Raw genomic sequence first — 18,312 nt, 5'->3', positions numbered from 1 at the left:
AAGAGGATTTTTGTTCCGCTGTGTGGAAAGCTAGAACGGTACAGTGAATTGAGGAGGGGAAACCATGTCGGTCAATGTGGCCCACAAATTTGGAAACGGATTGAAGCCTCAGGTGTTCATGGACACCATGAGCAAAAATAAGGATGCCTTCGCCGGGTGGTATGAAGCATTTTCCTGGCCGAACGAAGAGGATCGGCAATTTTTTGCCTCGCTGCGCCACCGCGACGACTTGCGCTGCCTGATTTTGGCCGCCGACTGGTGCGGCGACGTCGTGCGCAATGTGCCCGTCTTGTTCCGCGCGTTGGAGGAAACGGAAATGCCCGTGGAAGTACTGGTGATGGAACAGCACCTCGATCTGATGGACCAGTTTCTCACCATGGGCGGCAGAGCGATTCCCATCGCCATCTTTGCCGACGCGGGCGGCCATGTGCTGGGGAAATGGGGACCGCGCCCGCAGCACGTCCAAGCGGTAATGGTCGCCTTCAAACAGCAAAACCCTGACCGCAGCGCGCCGGACTACGAAGAAAAGATCAAGGTTGCCCGCGCCGAGATGCTGGAGAAGTACGGTGAGGGAACGGGCTATCAGGCGGTAATCGTCAAAGAACTGAAAGAACTGCTTTCCTCGATCTAGGAAAGCAGCAACAGCGGATGTATGGAATTCCTCCGGCCAGACGCCCGACGCGATACATGGCCGGAGGTGCAGAAGAAGGGATGACGAGCTTGCATTACTACGGAAATGAGACGATTATGTCTGTGGAACAGGTACTCCGCCTGAAGCCAGGGGAAATCCGCATTCTGGAATGGGTGCGCACCTATGAATTCATGGAGAATCAATGGGGCGTGGACGAACCCGTTCCGCACTTTCTGGAAATCAAGTGCGAATCGGTCGGCGTCCGCATCCGCAAGAACCGCATCACCAATTTCCCCGATTACGTCTGCGAAGCGGAGCAGGTGTTCCCCGACGTGGAGCAGGCACTGCCAATATTCCACGAATGGGCGAAACGCATTCTCGAGGAGCAGGGGAAGTGAAACTTTCTCTGAAATTTCCTATTGACATGTATGACTTACTATGATAGATTTAATGGAGTCACCTCCTTTTTCACTCTTGATAAAAATGGGAGGCGGACGCAAATTTGCCGGTGTAGCTCAATTGGTAGAGCACCTGACTTGTAATCAGGGGGTTGTGGGTTCGATTCCTATCGCCGGCACCACGGGCATTATATGGGGAGATAGCGAAGTGGCTAAACGCGGCAGACTGTAAATCTGCTCCCTCTGGGTTCGGCGGTTCGAATCCGTCTCTCCCCACCATTGACGATTTCTTTCCAATCTGTTATAACATTATACAGACGTGCCGGTGTGGCGGAATGGCAGACGCGACGGACTCAAAATCCGTTTCCAGCAATGGAGTGGGGGTTCAAGTCCCTTCACCGGCACCATACTCCCAGATGCGGGTGTAGTTCAATGGTAGAACTCCAGCTTCCCAAGCTGGCGGCGTGGGTTCGATTCCCATCACCCGCTCCATATGAAACCCTTGAGAAATCAAGGGTTTTTTGCTTTTTGGAAAGGGAATGTTGAGGGGGGAAAGCGGGGGTGGTGACGGACTGTTGACAAAATCAAATTATTCGCTGTTTGCAAGGGTCAAACTTGTCGAGTTTGGATGTTGTTTCCTGCGCCACCTTTTTGGTTACGTGAGCGTTAAAATCTGCAGTTGTCTGGTATTTTGTATGACCGAGATGTTCTTGTACCGCGACTTCAGGTCAGCACCTTGTTCGATATAAGAGCGGTGCAGCCGTCATAAGAGAAGCCCTCTGCCGAAAAAACCGGTGGAGGGAATTTTTTATTCTCTCTCGTCTTTCTTCCTTCTGCCGCGAAGCCGGGGCGTGTCCATCCATGTTTGAACTTGCTCCCGAAGCCACAACGGTCCGCAAGCAAGCTCCTTGACGGGCTGCGGGAACTGTCCACGCCTCAGATACTCCTTCATGTAGTTCTTGGACTTGCCGGTCATTTCGCAGACCTCTGACAACCCCATGATGTCGTTCAAATTAATCTGTAATTATTTAATCCCTTCTTCCCAATGCTGCTGTTATCCACAAATATGCCACAACGTAAATCAGGATGGCTTTCTGCCACCACTGAGCAGCAGGCGAGTATGTGGCTAAAACAGCGAACCCTAACACTCCACGGATGGAACGCAGATTTCTGATGTCTATTTTTCTTGTCTTCATGCTATTCTTAGGATGGTGGGGGGCCTCACCAGTCACCTGCAGCGTTTACCTTGGCGGGAGCGCCGCTTTCACTTTTTCTTCCGCTAGCTTCGGGTGTACCTACTCCTTTCACCATCCCACGTACTCACCTCCTTTCTGGCCTTAATTATGCCAATTCGTTTAATCTGTAAAATATTGGTCTTCCCGCAGCAACTCTCTGCATGGCGGCGCAGGTTCGATTTCCATCACCCGCTCCAGATGAAACCTTTGAGAAATCGACGTTTTTTTGGTAAGAGGAAAAACCGCCTCCTGAGCGAAGGCAGGTTTTTTGCTGACACATCCTTGTATCCGAAGCATCGTTTATTAGCCCTTCGATCTCGTTACGACATGAACACACGCTGCTGTCGCAACACATACCAGAACAGACAAGGGGAATGTCAACAGGTACGCATTTGTAAAATAGGGAACGGCTTCGGCACTGACGAACATCATGACGTTTTCCCATGTGACAGGGCTCCCTTCCATTATGACATAGCAGATGCCGATCAGAAAAATCAGAACCTTTTCCGCAATGGCAGGGAGTATACCGATCCACACAGCTGCTTTTGATGCCCCTCGTTTATGAGCAATCCCTGCGTACAGACCACCGACGATATATGGGATGACTACCATTACTGATCCTAAAACCAGTCCTGACACATCTCGATGCTGGTCAATCGGCAGCTTCGTGATCGCAGTGTACATCCATGATGCAAGGAATAGGGTAACAAAATAGGAACCTGTAATCACATACCATCCATTTTTTATCACTGCTAGCCCCCCTGGGAACTGGAGTTCATACCGTATGACGAACAGATTGTCTGGCTGGTCACGTAAACAGCAGAAATTGCAACAACATTTTCGTATGGCGGCTTCTGCTCGTTGTACATATTAGTTCGCTTCAATAAGTGGAATATTTCAAATTTTGTGTGGAAATCCGTTTTTCCTGCCAGTTATGATGGTACTGTCACAAGCTTGTAAAAATCGGGGGGAAACCGGATGAATGCCTTTCACTACAATTGCTCCACGCGTATTGAAATGGGGATGGGCAAGGCTCTCCACCTGCCGGAACTGCTGCACTCCCTGCAGGTCGGCTCGTCCATATTGCTGGTCAGTGACCCCGGCGTGATCCGCGCGGGCCTGGTTGAACCGATCCAGACAGCTCTGCAGGAAGCGGGTTTTGCCGTGTCGCTGTTTGCGTCGCTCAGCCAAAATCCGCGGGATACGGAATGCTTGGCGGGAGCAGAACAATTCCGTGACACAGGTGCCAGCATGGTGGTGGCCATCGGCGGGGGAAGCGCCATGGACACGGGGAAAACGATCGCGCTGTGCGGACCAAATGGCGGAACTCCCGCCGACTACGCGGACGGACGGCTTCCCTACGCAAACATTGCCCCGATCATTTGCGTTCCCACTACAGCCGGGACGGGATCGGAAGTGACCCGCTCCGCAGTCATTACCGAGTCGGCCACGCACCGAAAAATGACGCTCAAACACGCCGCCTTGCGCCCAACGCTGGCCGTGCTTGATCCCAGTTTGACGCTCAGTGTTCCGCCCGCTGTCACCGCTGCCACCGGCGTCGACGCCTTGGTTCACGCCATCGAGGGGTATACCTGCAAGGTGACCAATCCGATCTCGCAAGCCCTCGGCGCCCGTGCGATGCAGACGATTGTCTCCGCACTGCCGGCTGCTTATGCCGATGGTCGAAATGTAGAGGCCCGTTCCGCCATGCTGGAGGGCAGTCTGCTGGCGGGGCTCTGTTTTGGCTCGGCGGATGTCGCGGCTGTGCACTGTCTGGCGGAAGCGCTCGGCGGGCTTTACGACACGCCCCACGGCGTCGCGAATGCAGTATTTTTGCCCCATGTGCTTCGGTTCAATGCAGTGGAAAACAAGCCGATGCACGCCAGATTGGCGCGTTACATGGGGTTTGCCGCCGATGCGGACGCGGACGAGTTGGCTGTCGAAAAGCTGATTGACGGCATTGAGGCCTTTACGCACAGCCTGGACATTCCAAAGCTGAAAGACTTGCCGGGTGTGCGCGAAGAGGACTTTCCGCGGATCGTAGAGCTGTCGGTGCAAAACGCCTCCACGCCAAGCAATGTGCGGACGATTACGGCGGAGGATTACCTGCGCATTCTGGAGGAGGCGTATCGGTCGTAAGAATGCCGGAAACAATTGAAGCGCTGCACTTCTGACGCAATCACCACAATGGGCTGACAATGGTGAACGAACACATGCTCCACGGACAGTGGGGCATTTTTTCTTGCATGTTCGCCTCATGTTCGCATATAATACAAACAAATGTTCGTATATACAGGAGGAATGACGATGATCGGGTACCTGCAGCGCTATATGAACAGCGGTCAGCTAGTCGAGATCATCTATCTGGATCGCCATGGGCGAACGTCGAAGCGAACTGTCCGAATTCATGAGATCAGCAGGGGGCGTGTAAAAGCCTACTGTTTTGCGCGTCGGGCGTTTCGCATCTTCTCCGTTGACAACATCCTCGCTGCAGTTCCAGTGGTGAAACAGCGTGCTGCAGGATATTGAACGGAAGGTGCTCCGCATCATCGCCAACTTTTCTGTTGGGCGCAGGCGAACGCCGAACGTGGATGAACTGTGCGTGAAAACAGGTCGTAGCCGCGCCGGTGTCATGGAGGTACTGGCCATTTTGGCACGGGAAGGGTACATCCAATGGGTTCGCTCACACCCGAACGACATCAAGCTGTTGGAAGCGTGGGAACGAAAGGAGACATCTAGATGGGGCAGAAAATAGGAGATTGGTTCAGAACCGCGCGGATGGTACAGCCGGAGAAAAAAACAGAAAGCGGGCCTGTGAACGCGGATGAAGGGCTTGCAGAGAGACCGGTTGTTGACGAGATCGACTATGATGAAAACTGTTTTCGTATCTATGACGCTACGCAGTACGACTACGCGATCAGCGTTACATGGTTCCGGGAAATATCCGCAGGACGCGGCGTGTTTGAAACGGCATGGGGGAGCGTAAAGCAGATTGACGCTGACGAACGACGGTTCCTGCTGGTCAGTGATTGGGATTCTGTGTGGATTCAGATCGAGGATGTCGTGCGTGTGACGAAATCGTACACCGGTTGACTCCTACAGCTCACTTGGTTCAAATGTTGTAAAATGTTGAAACCCCCATTATGGGGGTGGGGGTGGATTCATCATCTTACAGACCGATATGACGTTCTCTTTATTTCGAGGAGGACAAAGCCACCTCAAATGCATCCAGGATTTCGAGAAAGCGCGATGCTTCTCTGAATACGTGATCAGCGAGCAGCGGCGGGATTATGCTTTTTATTCTGCATGCCTCAATCAGTTCACGTGCTGTCTTCTTGAAGTCGCGCAATTGACGTACGGAAACGCGATTTTGATCGACAAATTGTTCAAGGAGAGGAAGGGTTTGTGACTGAGGCCGCATGGAGTTGAGGTCAATCGCTTGATAAAGGAGTTGATCAAAGTCATGGCTAAACTCACGAGCCTGTTCGACAAGTTTTCTTTCGGAAGGATCAAGCAAGTGGTTGATAAATTTGGCGTGGTCTGCCATGATTCTGAGGAAAAATACATTTTCATTAATGATGGCATCGGGCAAGGGATCAAGGGTTCCCGTATTTAATTGCTCTAATCGATTCATGAAATAGGCAGCTTCCCTGCTGATATGATCGACCAACAAGGGAAAATTATTTCCCCCAATCTTGCAGCGAATAATCAAGTCAAGGACTCTTCGTTTGAACTTCCAAATGTGACAAACCGCATGGTGAACGACATTGTTAAATTCGAAAATTCTTTGCGGGTCTGCATCCGGCGAGAAGGCATGGGCCTGATTTTCAATGTCTTCAAAAATGTTGTAAAACCGATTGGCTTCGTCGATTAATTTGGTATCGTCACAACGAAACCCCAATTTAAGGAACAGGGAATGTTCTTTCATGATTCTTGACCAAAATCTGATTTCATCTAACGACCGACTCACAAATGTATCTGCCATACGGTAACTCCTCCATGCATTTTTGTGTCGCTTCGCGCAATCCTGGCCACTGGGAATGGACAGTTCCCAGCGTGGATTCGCATCCGCAGACGACTCCTTTGTATTTGCAAGTACGATGTATCTCTATGCCAATACCCAGGTCGTGGACTGGGCTTACGCCTACATTTTGAAAAAGTGCGAACTTGGACGCTCACGCCCAAAAATGTTTTGTGCTGGAAACTGGCAACCGGAACTTTTCCATTTCATTGGCGTCTTAACATTTTGCAACACATTTGACGAAAGAGGGAGAAGTTACTTGAAGAAGTACAGAAAACACTGCTTGAAGATGGTAGTCGCCGGCGTTTTGGCGTGGAGCAGCGTCGGTTTGACGGCTGCGGCGGAGTCCGTTACGTTTCAGGACGTCACCTCGGCCTACTGGGGGTACGATACGATCAGATGGGGTGTGGAGCAGCGTTTGGTTTCCGGTTTCCCGGACCGCACCTTCAAACCGGATCAGTACGTCAAGGAAAGCGAATTTTTGGCGATGCTGCTCCGTTATTACGCTAACCACGGAAACGCACTGACGCTTCAGCCTGCAGGTACATACTGGGCTGACGTTTATTATCGTCAGGCCGAAGCGTATCATTGGCCGGTGTCCCGTGCTCAGTCGGATCGTCCGATCAAACGGGGCAGTGTAGCCAAACTGATAGCTGCCTCGCAGGGCTTCCGTTACGACACGAACAACGCGATCCAGTATTTGTACAACCAAGGGCTGGTCAAAGGGCGGGGGGAAACAGCCAGCTTGACCGGCTTTGCCAAGGAATCGTATCTCACCCGGACAGAAGCGGTTCAATTCATCAAGAATCTGGCGGACAAATCCATCGTCATGGCCAAGCCGGCGCCCGATCAGCCGTCCACTCCGCTCATTCCGCCGAGTGAGAAATTGTACCCGTTTAACCAAAACGGCAAATGGGGATACATGGATGCTGCGGGTCGTGTCCTGGTCGATCCGCAGTTTAGCAATGCCAGACCGTTTCGGGATGGATTGGGGGCGGTATACTTCAACGGCAAATGGGGATTTGTCGGAGCCAATGGCGAATTGGCGATTCCCCTGCAGTTTGATGATGTGAAAGATTTCAGTGAGGGACTGGCTGCCGCGCGGGTCGGTTACAAGTACGGGTACATCAATAAACAAGGGAAGTGGGCCATCAACCCTGTCTATCCGCTGGGGTCTGCCTACGAGTATGACAGAGGCGTCGATTTTCAAGAGGGGCTTGCTGTCATTGCACAAGGGAACAAGTACGCCTTCATCACCAAAAGCGGCAAGGTTGTCTCGGCAGCGTATGACGAGGTCATGCCGTTTCAGGAAGGACTTGCCGCCGTGCGGGTCGGCAACCTGTGGGGGTATATCGACCAAAACGGAAAGGTGGTCGTCAAACCGCAATTTGACATCGCCAACGACTTTCACGAAGGCCTGGCCGCGGTAGCGCGAAACGGTCGGTACGGCTATATCGGCAAAAACGGTGCCTACGTCATCAAGCCGCAATTTTCAGTGGAGGGGCTCAATTACAATTACAGCGGCAAGCCGCGGTTGTTTGACTTTCATGAAGGATTGGCCCGGGTTATGATCAACGGGAAGTACGGGTATATCGACAAAACAGGAAAGACCATCATTTCACCGACGTTTGACACCCGCAATCAAACAGGTGACTATGCCACGGATTTTTCTGACGGCCTGGCAATGGTCAGGATCGGATACCGATTCGGTTATATTGACAAGACCGGAAAAATGGTGATCCCGGCGCAGTTTGATGAAGCAGAGTCATTCTCCGAGGGGCTGGCGCGCGTCCGCGTCAAGGGGAAAGACGGATTTATCGACAAAACCGGAACATGGGTGATTTCGCCGCAATTTTCCCATGCACGCAGTTTTCAAGACGGTTTGGCGCTGGTGACGCCGGACGGGTCGAACGATCAAATCTATATTGATAAAAAAGGAAACTACGTAATGAAATAAGTGGCTGGAACTGACCTGATCCAATGAAGTGAGGGGCGAATGACTTCATGACCAGATAACGATCCCAGGCGGTTGATCGCTTAGCGCTTGGGATCGCAGATGCTTTTGCAAAAATACAGATACATGAGATAGGCGATTCGCCCGTTCTCCGTCTTGTGATCAATGCACCGCTTCAGGCATTTCACCATTTTTCTGTCGCAGCTGCACGCAAAATAGCCGCGTTTTTGGTAACACTTGTCGTGCATCATGCAGCACCAGTCTATTTCGTCAATGGGCGGATTTGGCCCAGAACAGCCGGGACCGCACCAGTTTCCGTAAAAACAGGGAATTGATCCAAAACGCCGCTTGCGGATTGGCACTTCGCATCACCGCCATGGAAAGAGTTACTACTACCATATCGGGTTTCGCCAAAAGTGATTGTACGCTTATCTGATCGACTGACGCTGCTTTTTCACCATTGACAGTTCAGGGATTGGCAGCCGGCGTCAAGACTGGCAGAATGAAGAGGACAAGCCAGCTTCCCTGTACAGGGCCGAAGCGTTTGACGAAGGAGAGAATTCAATGAAGACGGCATTATACCAGATCGCCTATCAAATCGGCATCCATCCCACAAAAATGGCCAAGCTGGTGCGGGAAGGCGAAATTACCGGCGAGGTGCCGGGAGACAACCCGCAGTCCAAGGAGGCCTGGATCGACCTCCTCTCCCTGCGCAATTACATCGAGTGGCAGCGTGAGCAGGGGCGACTGGACGAAGCAGCCTATTGGAAGGCGATTCGCCACATTGAACGAACGCTTAAAAACCGGTAACCCGCAGACAAGGCAAAGGAAGTGGAACACCCGCCGGGAAGAGCGTCCCCATCTGTCTTTGCGTTGTACACAGTACGAAACGTTTTCCGCCTCAAACACAAAATAGAAAGGTGCAGTCAACCATTCGCACTTCGCTTTGTTTCTACACATGAATTGTCGCTGAAAACGTGGTATGCTGATAAGGAACCTTAGTGAAAAGAGGAGAAAGACCATGAAGCGACCAGAAGACACGCGCGTCGTCGTCGGCATGTCCGGTGGGGTCGACTCCTCCGTGACGGCTTACCTGCTGAAACAACAGGGATACGACGTCATCGGCATCTTTATGAAAAACTGGGATGATACCGATGAATTTGGCCACTGCACGGCGGAAGAAGACTTCCAGGACGTCCGGCGCGTCTGCGAACAAATAGGCATCCCGTACTACACGGTTAACTTTGAAAAAGAATACATGGAGAAAGTCTTCCAGTATTTTTTGGATGAATATAAACGGGGACGCACGCCCAACCCGGATGTCATGTGCAACCGGGAAATCAAGTTTGGCGAACTGCTCGACAAGGTGATGGACCTCGGCGCCGATTACATTGCGACCGGCCACTATGCCCGGGTAGAGTACCGGGACGGAGCGTATCGGCTGCTGCGCGGTGTTGACACCAACAAGGATCAGTCCTACTTTCTCAACGCCCTGAATCAGCACCAATTGTCCAAAACGATGTTCCCGCTCGGTTCCCTGACCAAGCCGCAAGTGCGGGAGATCGCGGAAAAAGCGGGGCTGGCCACCGCCAAGAAGAAGGACAGCACCGGGATCTGTTTCATCGGGGAGCGCAATTTCCGCGAGTTTCTGCAAAACTATCTGCCCGCCAAACCGGGGAACATCGAAACGGTGGACGGCGAAGTGATCGGCCGCCACGATGGCTTGATGTATTACACCCTGGGACAGCGGCAGGGGCTGGGTATCGGCGGCGGACACGGAAAGACCGGCCAACCGTGGTTTGTGGTTGACAAGGATTTGGAGCGCAACGTGCTGATTGTCGCCGAAGGGGCCGGCCATCCCCGCCTTTACTCTACCAGTCTGATCGCTACTGACGTGAACTGGATCAGCGGCAAGGAGCCGGAGTCTTCCTTTACCTGTACAGCCAAGTTTCGCTACCGACAACCGGATCAAGGCGTGACGGTGCATCTTCGCGAAGGCAACACCGTGGAGGTCGTCTTTGATCAGCCGCAAAAAGCGGTTACGCCGGGACAAGCCGTTGTCTTCTACAACGGGGAGGAGTGCCTCGGCGGCGGAATCATCGACCAGGTAACGCGGCTGGATGCAGAGAATTAACGCGGATGGGAGAATCGGAACGTGGAAGCGACACAGAAATCAAAGCTGATCATCGTTTCGTTTTTGCTGGGAGCGATACTCATCGGGGGACTGGCCTACATGGGCTTGTACACCACAAGTCAGGAGCACGTGTCGATGATTCACGAAAAGATCGCCAGCCAAGGGGGAAAGGTGACAGCCATTACCGTCGTCCCTGTGGATGAGAGCCCGTTTGAGAAGAGCGGAAAAGGAAACACGATCTACAAAATCACGTACGAAAAGGACGGCAACACCTTGACGGCGTGGTACCGCTCGATCAATCATTCCTCGATCATCAAAGAGGAAGAAGCGTGGATTCTCCCCAGGTAACACCCGAGAAAACAAAGAGATGACAGGGGATGTGAGTGCATGAACATGATCAATGCGGAACAACTGCGCGACCTGGCAAGCCTGATTCGCAGGCTGGAGCCAAATCTGGCGGGAGCGTCGCTGACGATCCTGGCATACGAGCAACGCGATGCCATTGCCAAGGCGTTGGTGGAAGGACTGGGTGCCGACGTACCGGTACAGACCAGTTCGGGGGAGTACGCCAACCACCTGGCTGTTGTCCGGGTAGGGGGCAACAAGTACACGATCGCCCAGGACTGGCGGGAGGTGTACATTGCCGAGATCAATTACTGTCCATGCCGGATTCCGCCGCAATCGCACGGACTGCTCGTCTATCACAATGATTATCCCGGCGTGATTTACGACGTGTCCCGCATATTAGCCGACAATCAAATCAACATCTCCAAATTGAATGTCTCCCGAGAGCAAAAAGGGAAAAACGCGCTGCTCGTGTCCGTTACCGACGAAGCCATTACGCCTGACGTGGTCACCGCCATTGAGAAACTGCCGCAGATCACCCGCGTGATTTCCCTCCAATGAAGCACACGGCCGTCCGCAACCGCGGGCGGCTGTTTTTTGTACATCATTTGTACATCAGCAGATGGATGAGCGGGACGGGGCTGTATTCGGTCTGGTGGCCAAAATCGGGCCGCCCTCTAAATTGTGCGAGACCCGGGCTGGGAGAAACGCTTCTGATTTGTCCGCTCCCCTCATATGTATAAAAGGGATGAACATGAAAATGTAAGAGGAGGAGTGGCCATCGATGATCTACGCGCAGCCGGGACAACCAGGGGCAAAGGTTTCGTTCAAAAAGCGGTACGAAAATTTTATCGGAGGGAAATGGGTTCCGCCGGTAAAAGGGGAGTACTTTGAAAATGTCACGCCCATAACGGGACGGGCATTTTGCGAAGTGCCGCGCTCCACGGCGGACGATATTGAATTGGCGCTGGATGCGGCTCATGAGGCAAAAGCAGCGTGGGGACGCACATCACCGGCAGAGCGGGCGGCCCTCTTGAACAAAATCGCCGACCGCATGGAAGCCAATCTGGAAATGCTGGCCGTAGCGGAAACGTGGGACAACGGCAAGCCGATTCGCGAGGCGCTGGCAGCCGATCTGCCGCTGGCGATCGATCATTTCCGCTACTTTGCCGGCTGCATCCGGGCCCAGGAAGGAAGCATCAGCCAAATCGACGAGCACACGGTGGCCTACCATTTCCACGAGCCGCTCGGCGTCGTCGGTCAAATCATCCCGTGGAACTTTCCGCTGCTGATGGCCGTATGGAAACTGGCTCCGGCACTCGCCGCAGGCAACTGCGTCGTGTTGAAGCCGGCCGAACAGACGCCCGCGTCCGTTCTGGTCTTCCTCGAACTGGTGCAGGACCTCATTCCGCCCGGTGTCGTCAATGTGGTCAACGGCTTTGGACTGGAAGCCGGCAAACCGTTGGCCACCAGCAACCGGATCGCCAAAATTGCCTTTACAGGGGAGACGACGACCGGCCGCCTGATCATGCAGTACGCGTCGCAAAACATCATCCCGGTGACGCTGGAGTTGGGCGGCAAGTCGCCAAACATCTTCTTTGAGGACGTCTGCGCCAAGGATGACGCGTTTTTCAACAAAGCGGTGGAAGGATTCGTCATGTTTGCGCTCAATCAGGGCGAGGTCTGCACGTGCCCGTCACGCGCCTTTATCCAGGAGTCGATATACGACCGGTTCATGGAAAAAGCGCTGGCCCGCGTTGCGGCGATCAAGCAGGGCAACCCGCTCGACACAGAGACGATGATCGGTGCGCAGGCGTCGGCGGAACAATTGGAAAAAATTCTCTCCTACCTCGACATCGGCAGACAGGAAGGGGCTCAGTGCCTGATCGGCGGCGAGCGGAACATCCTTCCCGGCGAGCTGAAAGACGGGTACTACGTCAAGCCGACCGTGTTCAAAGGGCATAACAAGATGCGCATTTTCCAGGAAGAGATCTTCGGCCCGGTCGTCTCCGTGGCCACCTTCCGGAACCAGGAGGAAGCGCTGGAACTGGCCAACGACACGCTGTACGGGCTGGGGGCAGGCGTTTGGACCCGCGACGTGAATCTGGCGTACCGGATGGGGCGCGAGATCCAGGCCGGCCGCGTCTGGACCAACTGCTACCACGCCTATCCAGCGCATGCCGCGTTTGGCGGGTACAAGGTATCCGGCATTGGCCGCGAGACGCACAAGATGATGCTTGAGCACTATCAGCAGACGAAAAACCTGTTGGTCAGCTACAGCCCGGATGCGCTCGGATTGTTCTGAGCGAGACAAAGCCCCTGTAAAAGGAGGAAGCGCATGGGCACAGTGCCGAAAGTGCTGGCAACAGAAGCGGCGCTGCGGTTGATCGAGCGGCTGAAGGAGAGGTACGGACCGCTGTTGTTCCACCAGTCGGGCGGTTGCTGCGATGGCAGCTCGCCGATGTGCTATCCGCGCGGAGAATTTCTCATCGGGGAAAACGACGTGCTGTTGGGCGATATCGGCGAGACGCCGTTTTACATGAGCGCCGCCCAGTACGAATATTGGAAGCACACGCAGCTCATCATCGACGTGGTGCCGGGGAGAGGGGGCATGTTCTCCCTGGAAGGGCCGGAGGGCGTCCGCTTTCTCACCCGCTCGCGGGTGTTTACCGACGAGGAGATCCGCACGTTAAAAGAATCTGGCGAGCTGTGACAAGCGGCGGCGCGGTAAACTTCCGAAGCAAGTAACAAAGCATCCCGGAGGATCATCTTCGGGATGCTTTTTTTGCGGCAAACGTGTGAGCGTTTGGGCGAGACAAACACCTATCTGCCTCGCATTGAATACATGGAAGAGAGAGACAAAACGCGAAGGAGGAGGCGCATGCAAATTCATGTGGTGCAGCCGGGACAGACACTGTCAGGCATCGCCCAGGCGTACGATTCGTCTGTCGAAGCGATCGCGCGGGCCAATGAGCTCCCTGATCCCGGCAGGCTTGTCGTCGGACAGGCGCTGGTGATCCCCATCCGGGGCAGCTATTACTGGGTGAGGCAGGGTGATACGCTGTACACCATTGGCCAGCGTTTTGGCATCAGTGCCGCGGAACTGGCCCGGGCCAATCAAATTTCACAATTCCGTCCCCTGCAGGTAGGGATGCGGTTGTTCATTCCGCCGCGCCCGCGACCGGCGGCTGATTTTAACGCCTATGCCGAGCCGCGGCGAACGGTGACCCCGGCATTGGAGGCAGACGTGCGCAGAGCGGCGCCGCATCTGACGTATCTGGCGCCGTTCAGCTTTCGGATCAGGCGGGACGGCACGCTGTCGCCCCCGCCGCTAAATGACTTTGCGCAGATTGCCCGGGAGAATCGGAACGTCCTGATGATGGTGGTCACCAATTTGGAGGGGGAACGGTTCAGTTCAGATCTGGGCAGCCTGGTGTTGAACGACATGTCAGTGCAAAACCGGCTGCTGGACAACATCATCAGTACATCGCAGCGGCTTGGTTTTGGCGACATACACTTCGACTTGGAAGCTCTGCCTGCTGCTGATCGGGACGCCTACGTCCGCTTTTTGCGACGCGCCCGCCAGCGGGCGAGCGCAGTGGGAAAAATGGTCTCCGCCGCCCTGGCACCCAAGACCAGAGCAGATCAGCCTGGTCTTTGGTACCCCGCCCACGACTACCGGGCAATCGGAGAAATCGTCGACTTTGTCGTGATCATGACGTACGAATGGGGATACAGCGGCGGTCCGCCCATGCCGGTTTCGCCCATTGGTCCCGTACGCCGGGTCCTGGAGTACGCCTTGACGGAAATGCCCGCCAACAAAATCTTGATGGGCCAGAATTTGTACGGGTACGACTGGAGGCTGCCCTTCCAGCCCGGCACGACCGCTCGCTCCCTCAGCCCGCAGGCGGCAATCGCGTTGGCACGGGAGCGGAACGTCAACATTCAGTACGATTATCAAGCGCAGGCGCCGTTTTTCGAGTACACGGACGACGATCAGAACCGCCATCGCGTCTGGTTCGAAGACGCCCGTTCGATCCAGGCCAAGTTCAACCTGGTCAAGGAACTGGGCCTGCGCGGCGTCAGCTACTGGAAATTGGGGCTGCCGTTTCCGCAAAACTGGCTGTTGATCGAAGACAATTTTCGCGTTCGCAAACGAGTGTGAAGACTACGCAGAAACAAAAGGCGTACCTCCGAACGGGGCGTACGCCTTTTTCTTCGCCTGCCACTCATGGTATGATGGTGCAAAACGGAAGAAGGAGAGGGCATATGGGAGAATGCAGACTGAATCACAGCGTGGAAGACGTGCGGGCGAAGCTGGCGGAGCAGACGCCCTACCTGCCCGAAGCGCTGGCAGCCCGTCTTGAGGAATTGCTCGCAACGCCGCTGTCCCAGGAGACGTTGAACGAACTGTTTCATTTGTTGAAAAAATACGATCTCGCTTCGCCGGAGGAACGGGCAGAACGGGAGCAAAAACTGGCGCGACTGGCCGGCTGAGCGACACGTACATACGGCAGTATCCGGACGAGGGGAGACTTGCGTGAAGCGAAATGGATAAAACCTGCTGGAAGACAAAAATCGGCAGTAAGGAGCGGCTATGAACAACCGATTGTACTATGACGATCCGTATTTGCACACCTTTGAAGCAAGCGTGCTGAAATGGGGGACGGAACCCGACGGGACACCGTACGTGGTGCTGGACCGCACTGCCTTTTACCCGACAGGGGGAGGGCAGCCCTGCGATTTGGGCGAGCTGGGCGGCATCCGCGTCATCGACGTGGTGGAAGTGAACGGTGACATCCGCCACCGCTTGGAAGCTCCGCTGCCCCAGGAGCGGCAGCAGATCGCGGGCCAAATCGATTGGCCCAGGCGGTTTGATCACATGCAGCAGCACGCCGGGCAGCACATCCTCTCGGCGTCGTTTGTCGAGGTACTGGGGGCAGAGACCGTCGCCTTTCACCTCGGCAGGGATTACGTCACCATTGATGTCCGGTTGGATGAGCTGTCCATTCAGCAGGCGGAGCAGGTAGAAGCCCTGGCCAACCGCATCGTGCTGGAAAACCGGCCCATCGAGGCACGGTTTGTCACGGACGCTGAACTGGCCCTCATGCCTCTTTGCAAACAGCCAACCGTCAGCGAAAACATTCGTGTGGTAATTATCCCGGACTTTGACTACAACCCCTGCGGCGGCACCCATCCGGCTCGGACCGGCGAAGTGGGGCCGATTAAAATCATCGGGTGGGAGCGGCACCGCGGCAACATCCGGGTCACGTTCCTCTGCGGCTGGCGGGCTCTCGCCGACTATTCCCGCAAGCATCTGCTGCTGCGTGAGTTGACCCGCACGCTGAGTGCCGGCGAGCCGGAGTTGGCCGAGCAGGTACAGCGGCTGGTGACAGAACGGGAGCAGCTGAAAGCGGCGCTGGAGGAAAAAGAAACACAATTGCTCGAAGGAGAAGCGCAGTCTCTGCTGGCGCAGGCGGTACCGCTGTCTGACGTACGGCTGGTGAAGGCCGTGTGGGCTGGCCGGAGCATGCAGCAGCTGCAGCAGCTCGCCAAACTGGTAACGGCACAGGCAGCGGACGCGGTCTGTCTGTTCGCGGCCGAGGGAGACAAGCTGCAGATTCTGTTCGCTCGCGGCGAGCAGGTGGCGCTGCCGATGAACCAGTTGCTCAAGGATACGCTGCCCTTGATCGACGGCAAAGGAGGCGGCAATCCTGCGCTGGCCCAGGGAGGGGGCGCGCCGATTCTTCCTGCGGAAGCGGTGCTGGCACACGCCTGCCGGCTGCTGGAAGAATCGATCAGGGTATAACAGGACTGACGCTTTTTCAAGAAAGGAGAGATAGACATGTCGCTGTGGCAAACGGGAGATTTGGTACGCGTCTCCTACAGAACGGGCGAATACGTGACGGAAGTGTTGGAAAATCACGGGGACAAACTGCTGGTCAAGGTGCTTGCGGTATTGAAATACCCGACGCAGGGCGACCTGCACAACCCATACGAGGTGGATGTGCCGCTGTTTCATCAGCGTCCCGCGCTGTCTTATCAGGAAAAGATCATGGTGCCCAGTCAGACCGTGATCCGTTACGGTGGAGCGGTGCCCGACTACAAGGAATCGGTTCAGACCGCTTTGGAGCGGGAGATGGACAAACTGCGCAAAATGGTCACGTGGGCCCAGCGCTGTCTCGACGAGTTGGAGGCACTGCGCAAGGAGACCTTTACAAACTAAGGGCAGCGTGCTACTGTAGTAGTCGAGCAAGCAAAACTGCATAGCGCAATACCAAACGGGGGCCGAGCATAGTCGGCTGAGATTGTAACGAATGTGTTACTGACCGTTGAACCTGACCTGGGTCATGCCAGCGGAGGAAGAGGTATCGGCTGCATTAACGCACTGTCGTGATTTCGTGCCGCGACACGCGGACCGAAGTGCGATCACTGCACATGCATAACCAAAACCATCCGTGGCGGATGGTTTTTTTGTTTGCCGTCCGCCCGACATCGGTGCAAACGGCTTCTTCTGTCTGGACTTCGGTCAGTCAGGGAAGCTGTTTTTTTATCGGCTGGAAGACGACAAGCGGCCGGCCATTCCCGGCGGCGCTGACGAAAGGAGGGGGACCATGCTGGTACAGTTGAACGGCAAACGCGTGGAGCTGGACGACGAGGTTAATACTGTCAGAGCCCTGCTAATGTCCTACCAACTGCAGGAAAAGATCGTGGTCGTGGAGCGCAACGGCGAGATTGTCGACCGCGCCCGTTATGAAACCACGCCAGTCGCAGACGGCGATCGAATCGAAATCGTTCACTTTGTCGGAGGAGGCTGACAAGATGGATACATTGAAAATTGGACCGTATGAGTTTCATTCCCGCCTCTTGCTGGGAACCGGTAAATTTCCCGATTTGGACACGCAGACCCAGGCGGTGGCAGTATCGGAAGCGGAGATCCTTACCTTTGCCGTGCGCCGGCTCAATTTGGAAGATCCGCACGCGCCCAACTTTTTGGAACGGTTGGATTTGAAAAAATTCACCCTGCTGCCAAACACGGCAGGCGCTTACACGGCCGAGGAGGCGGTGCGGATCGCCCGGCTGGCCAAGGCGTCGGGGCTGTGCGACATGATCAAGGTGGAAGTGATCGGCGATCCCAAGACGCTTCTGCCTGATCCGATCGGCACCTTGGAGGCATCCCGCATCCTGGTGCAAGAAGGCTTCATCGTATTGACCTACACCAACGATGACCCGATTCTCGCCAAACGGTTGCAGGAAGTGGGTGTGCACGCAGTCATGCCGGGAGCGTCGCCGATCGGTTCCGGCCAAGGGATTCTCAATGAGCACAACCTGCGCTTCATCATCGAAGACGCCAAGGTGCCGGTTATCGTGGACGCGGGCATCGGGTCTCCGGCCGACTGCGCCAAGGCGATGGAGTTGGGGGCAGACGGCGTCCTGCTGAACACAGCCGTGGCGCTGGCAGACAACCCGGTGCTGATGGCCGAAGCGATGAAATTGGCCGTGGAGGCGGGGCGCAAGGGTTTCCTCGCCGGGCGCATCCCGAAAAAGCGTTACGCCTCGGCCAGCAGTCCGACAGAAGGGATGATTGAATAAC

23 protein-coding genes, 4 tRNA genes and 1 riboswitch are annotated in these 18,312 nt (G+C 55.0%); of the genes, 23 read left to right on the top strand and 4 right to left on the bottom strand.

Going from position 1 to position 18,312, the window contains the following annotated elements; translation table 11 throughout:
• The first annotated feature begins 64 nt into the window (after positions 1 to 64).
• From IRT44_RS15525 to IRT44_RS15500, 6 genes are all read left to right on the top strand, one after another.
• Positions 65 to 631 (top strand): thioredoxin family protein, encoded by a 567-nt coding sequence (locus IRT44_RS15525; protein WP_230076945.1) that lies wholly within the window; start codon positions 65 to 67, stop codon positions 629 to 631.
• A gap of 89 nt (positions 632 to 720) precedes the next feature.
• Positions 721 to 1,029 carry a hypothetical protein gene (locus tag IRT44_RS15520; RefSeq protein ID WP_171565013.1) on the top strand — a complete coding sequence of 103 codons (309 nt, stop codon included), beginning with the start codon at positions 721 to 723 and terminating at the stop codon, positions 1,027 to 1,029.
• Positions 1,030 to 1,135: 106 nt separating this feature from the next.
• Positions 1,136 to 1,211, top strand: a tRNA-Thr gene (locus tag IRT44_RS15515).
• A gap of 12 nt (positions 1,212 to 1,223) precedes the next feature.
• Positions 1,224 to 1,308, top strand: a tRNA-Tyr gene (locus IRT44_RS15510).
• Positions 1,309 to 1,350: 42 nt separating this feature from the next.
• Positions 1,351 to 1,436 (top strand) — tRNA-Leu (locus IRT44_RS15505).
• An 11-nt stretch (positions 1,437 to 1,447) separates the two neighbouring features.
• Positions 1,448 to 1,521: transfer RNA gene (locus tag IRT44_RS15500), tRNA-Gly, on the top strand.
• A gap of 1,046 nt (positions 1,522 to 2,567) precedes the next feature.
• On the opposite strand, the gene IRT44_RS15495 is transcribed toward IRT44_RS15500, so the two are convergent.
• Complete coding sequence (locus IRT44_RS15495; RefSeq protein ID WP_230076944.1) at positions 2,568 to 3,014, bottom strand: hypothetical protein; 447 nt, start codon at positions 3,012 to 3,014, stop codon at positions 2,568 to 2,570.
• Between the two features lie 228 nt (positions 3,015 to 3,242).
• On the opposite strand from IRT44_RS15495, the gene IRT44_RS15490 reads away from it, so the two are divergent.
• The 4 genes from IRT44_RS15490 to IRT44_RS15475 all read left to right on the top strand — a co-directional run bounded on the left by IRT44_RS15490 (position 3,243) and on the right by IRT44_RS15475 (position 5,357).
• On the top strand, positions 3,243 to 4,403 hold the full coding sequence (locus tag IRT44_RS15490; protein WP_212131936.1) for an iron-containing alcohol dehydrogenase: 1,161 nt from the start codon (positions 3,243 to 3,245) through the stop codon (positions 4,401 to 4,403).
• Between the two features lie 168 nt (positions 4,404 to 4,571).
• Positions 4,572 to 4,793 (top strand): WYL domain-containing protein, encoded by a 222-nt coding sequence (locus IRT44_RS15485; RefSeq protein WP_171564793.1) that lies wholly within the window; start codon positions 4,572 to 4,574, stop codon positions 4,791 to 4,793.
• Positions 4,777 to 5,019 (top strand): LexA family transcriptional regulator, encoded by a 243-nt coding sequence (locus IRT44_RS15480; protein WP_212131937.1) that lies wholly within the window; start codon positions 4,777 to 4,779, stop codon positions 5,017 to 5,019. Before IRT44_RS15485 ends, IRT44_RS15480 begins: the two co-directional genes overlap by 17 nt.
• Entirely contained in the window at positions 5,004 to 5,357 is a 354-nt protein-coding gene (locus IRT44_RS15475; RefSeq protein WP_212131938.1) for a YolD-like family protein, read from the top strand. Before IRT44_RS15480 ends, IRT44_RS15475 begins: the two co-directional genes overlap by 16 nt.
• A gap of 100 nt (positions 5,358 to 5,457) precedes the next feature.
• On the opposite strand, the gene IRT44_RS15470 is transcribed toward IRT44_RS15475, so the two are convergent.
• On the bottom strand, positions 5,458 to 6,249 hold the full coding sequence (locus IRT44_RS15470) for a DUF2935 domain-containing protein (protein ID WP_230076943.1): 792 nt from the start codon (positions 6,247 to 6,249) through the stop codon (positions 5,458 to 5,460).
• 295 nt (positions 6,250 to 6,544) lie between these two features.
• On the opposite strand from IRT44_RS15470, the gene IRT44_RS15465 reads away from it, so the two are divergent.
• Positions 6,545 to 8,242 (top strand): WG repeat-containing protein, encoded by a 1,698-nt coding sequence (locus IRT44_RS15465; protein WP_230076942.1) that lies wholly within the window; start codon positions 6,545 to 6,547, stop codon positions 8,240 to 8,242.
• 80 nt (positions 8,243 to 8,322) lie between these two features.
• On the opposite strand, the gene IRT44_RS15460 is transcribed toward IRT44_RS15465, so the two are convergent.
• Positions 8,323 to 8,571: a phospholipase A2 family protein gene (locus IRT44_RS15460; protein WP_230077890.1), complete on the bottom strand. Its 249-nt coding sequence runs from the start codon at positions 8,569 to 8,571 to the stop codon at positions 8,323 to 8,325.
• On the bottom strand, positions 8,510 to 8,638 hold the full coding sequence (locus IRT44_RS19350) for a hypothetical protein (protein WP_256379856.1): 129 nt from the start codon (positions 8,636 to 8,638) through the stop codon (positions 8,510 to 8,512). The genes IRT44_RS15460 and IRT44_RS19350 overlap by 62 nt, the downstream gene beginning before the upstream one ends.
• Positions 8,639 to 8,803: 165 nt before the next feature.
• On the opposite strand from IRT44_RS19350, the gene IRT44_RS15455 reads away from it, so the two are divergent.
• The 12 genes from IRT44_RS15455 to IRT44_RS15400 all read left to right on the top strand — a co-directional run bounded on the left by IRT44_RS15455 (position 8,804) and on the right by IRT44_RS15400 (position 18,311).
• A complete protein-coding gene (locus IRT44_RS15455; RefSeq protein ID WP_171564799.1) occupies positions 8,804 to 9,049 on the top strand; it encodes a hypothetical protein in 246 nt (81 codons plus the stop codon).
• Between the two features lie 211 nt (positions 9,050 to 9,260).
• Entirely contained in the window at positions 9,261 to 10,373 is a 1,113-nt protein-coding gene (gene mnmA / locus IRT44_RS15450) for a tRNA 2-thiouridine(34) synthase MnmA (protein ID WP_212131940.1), read from the top strand.
• 21 nt (positions 10,374 to 10,394) lie between these two features.
• The gene (locus IRT44_RS15445) at positions 10,395 to 10,721 is read left to right on the top strand and encodes a hypothetical protein (RefSeq protein ID WP_171564801.1); all 327 of its coding nucleotides are present in this window, start codon (positions 10,395 to 10,397) and stop codon (positions 10,719 to 10,721) included.
• Positions 10,722 to 10,766: 45 nt separating this feature from the next.
• The gene (locus tag IRT44_RS15440) at positions 10,767 to 11,279 is read left to right on the top strand and encodes an ACT domain-containing protein (RefSeq protein WP_212132044.1); all 513 of its coding nucleotides are present in this window, start codon (positions 10,767 to 10,769) and stop codon (positions 11,277 to 11,279) included.
• A 223-nt stretch (positions 11,280 to 11,502) separates the two neighbouring features.
• Positions 11,503 to 13,023: an aldehyde dehydrogenase gene (adh, locus tag IRT44_RS15435; protein ID WP_171564802.1), complete on the top strand. Its 1,521-nt coding sequence runs from the start codon at positions 11,503 to 11,505 to the stop codon at positions 13,021 to 13,023.
• A 33-nt stretch (positions 13,024 to 13,056) separates the two neighbouring features.
• Complete coding sequence (locus IRT44_RS15430) at positions 13,057 to 13,431, top strand: DUF779 domain-containing protein (protein ID WP_230076940.1); 375 nt, start codon at positions 13,057 to 13,059, stop codon at positions 13,429 to 13,431.
• 168 nt (positions 13,432 to 13,599) lie between these two features.
• Positions 13,600 to 14,883 (top strand): glycoside hydrolase family 18 protein, encoded by a 1,284-nt coding sequence (locus IRT44_RS15425; protein WP_171564804.1) that lies wholly within the window; start codon positions 13,600 to 13,602, stop codon positions 14,881 to 14,883.
• A 104-nt stretch (positions 14,884 to 14,987) separates the two neighbouring features.
• A complete protein-coding gene (locus IRT44_RS15420; RefSeq protein ID WP_171564805.1) occupies positions 14,988 to 15,215 on the top strand; it encodes a 50S ribosomal protein L7ae in 228 nt (75 codons plus the stop codon).
• 100 nt (positions 15,216 to 15,315) lie between these two features.
• Entirely contained in the window at positions 15,316 to 16,527 is a 1,212-nt protein-coding gene (locus tag IRT44_RS15415; RefSeq protein ID WP_230076939.1) for an alanyl-tRNA editing protein, read from the top strand.
• A 36-nt stretch (positions 16,528 to 16,563) separates the two neighbouring features.
• On the top strand, positions 16,564 to 16,944 hold the full coding sequence (locus IRT44_RS15410; RefSeq protein ID WP_171564807.1) for a kinase-associated lipoprotein KapB: 381 nt from the start codon (positions 16,564 to 16,566) through the stop codon (positions 16,942 to 16,944).
• A gap of 45 nt (positions 16,945 to 16,989) precedes the next feature.
• Positions 16,990 to 17,100: riboswitch (TPP riboswitch) on the top strand.
• A 232-nt stretch (positions 17,101 to 17,332) separates the two neighbouring features.
• Entirely contained in the window at positions 17,333 to 17,536 is a 204-nt protein-coding gene (thiS, locus tag IRT44_RS15405) for a sulfur carrier protein ThiS (RefSeq protein ID WP_171564808.1), read from the top strand.
• A gap of 4 nt (positions 17,537 to 17,540) precedes the next feature.
• Positions 17,541 to 18,311, top strand: coding sequence for a thiazole synthase (locus tag IRT44_RS15400; protein ID WP_171564809.1), 771 nt, complete (start codon positions 17,541 to 17,543; stop codon positions 18,309 to 18,311).
• Position 18,312 lies beyond the last annotated feature (1 nt).

Source organism: Brevibacillus sedimenti (assembly GCF_020923495.1).
In the GTDB taxonomy this organism is placed as follows: domain Bacteria; phylum Bacillota; class Bacilli; order Brevibacillales; family Brevibacillaceae; genus Brevibacillus; species Brevibacillus aydinogluensis.
The sequence above is the reverse complement of the archived record's forward strand: the minus strand, read 5'-3'. Positions and strand labels throughout refer to the sequence as shown.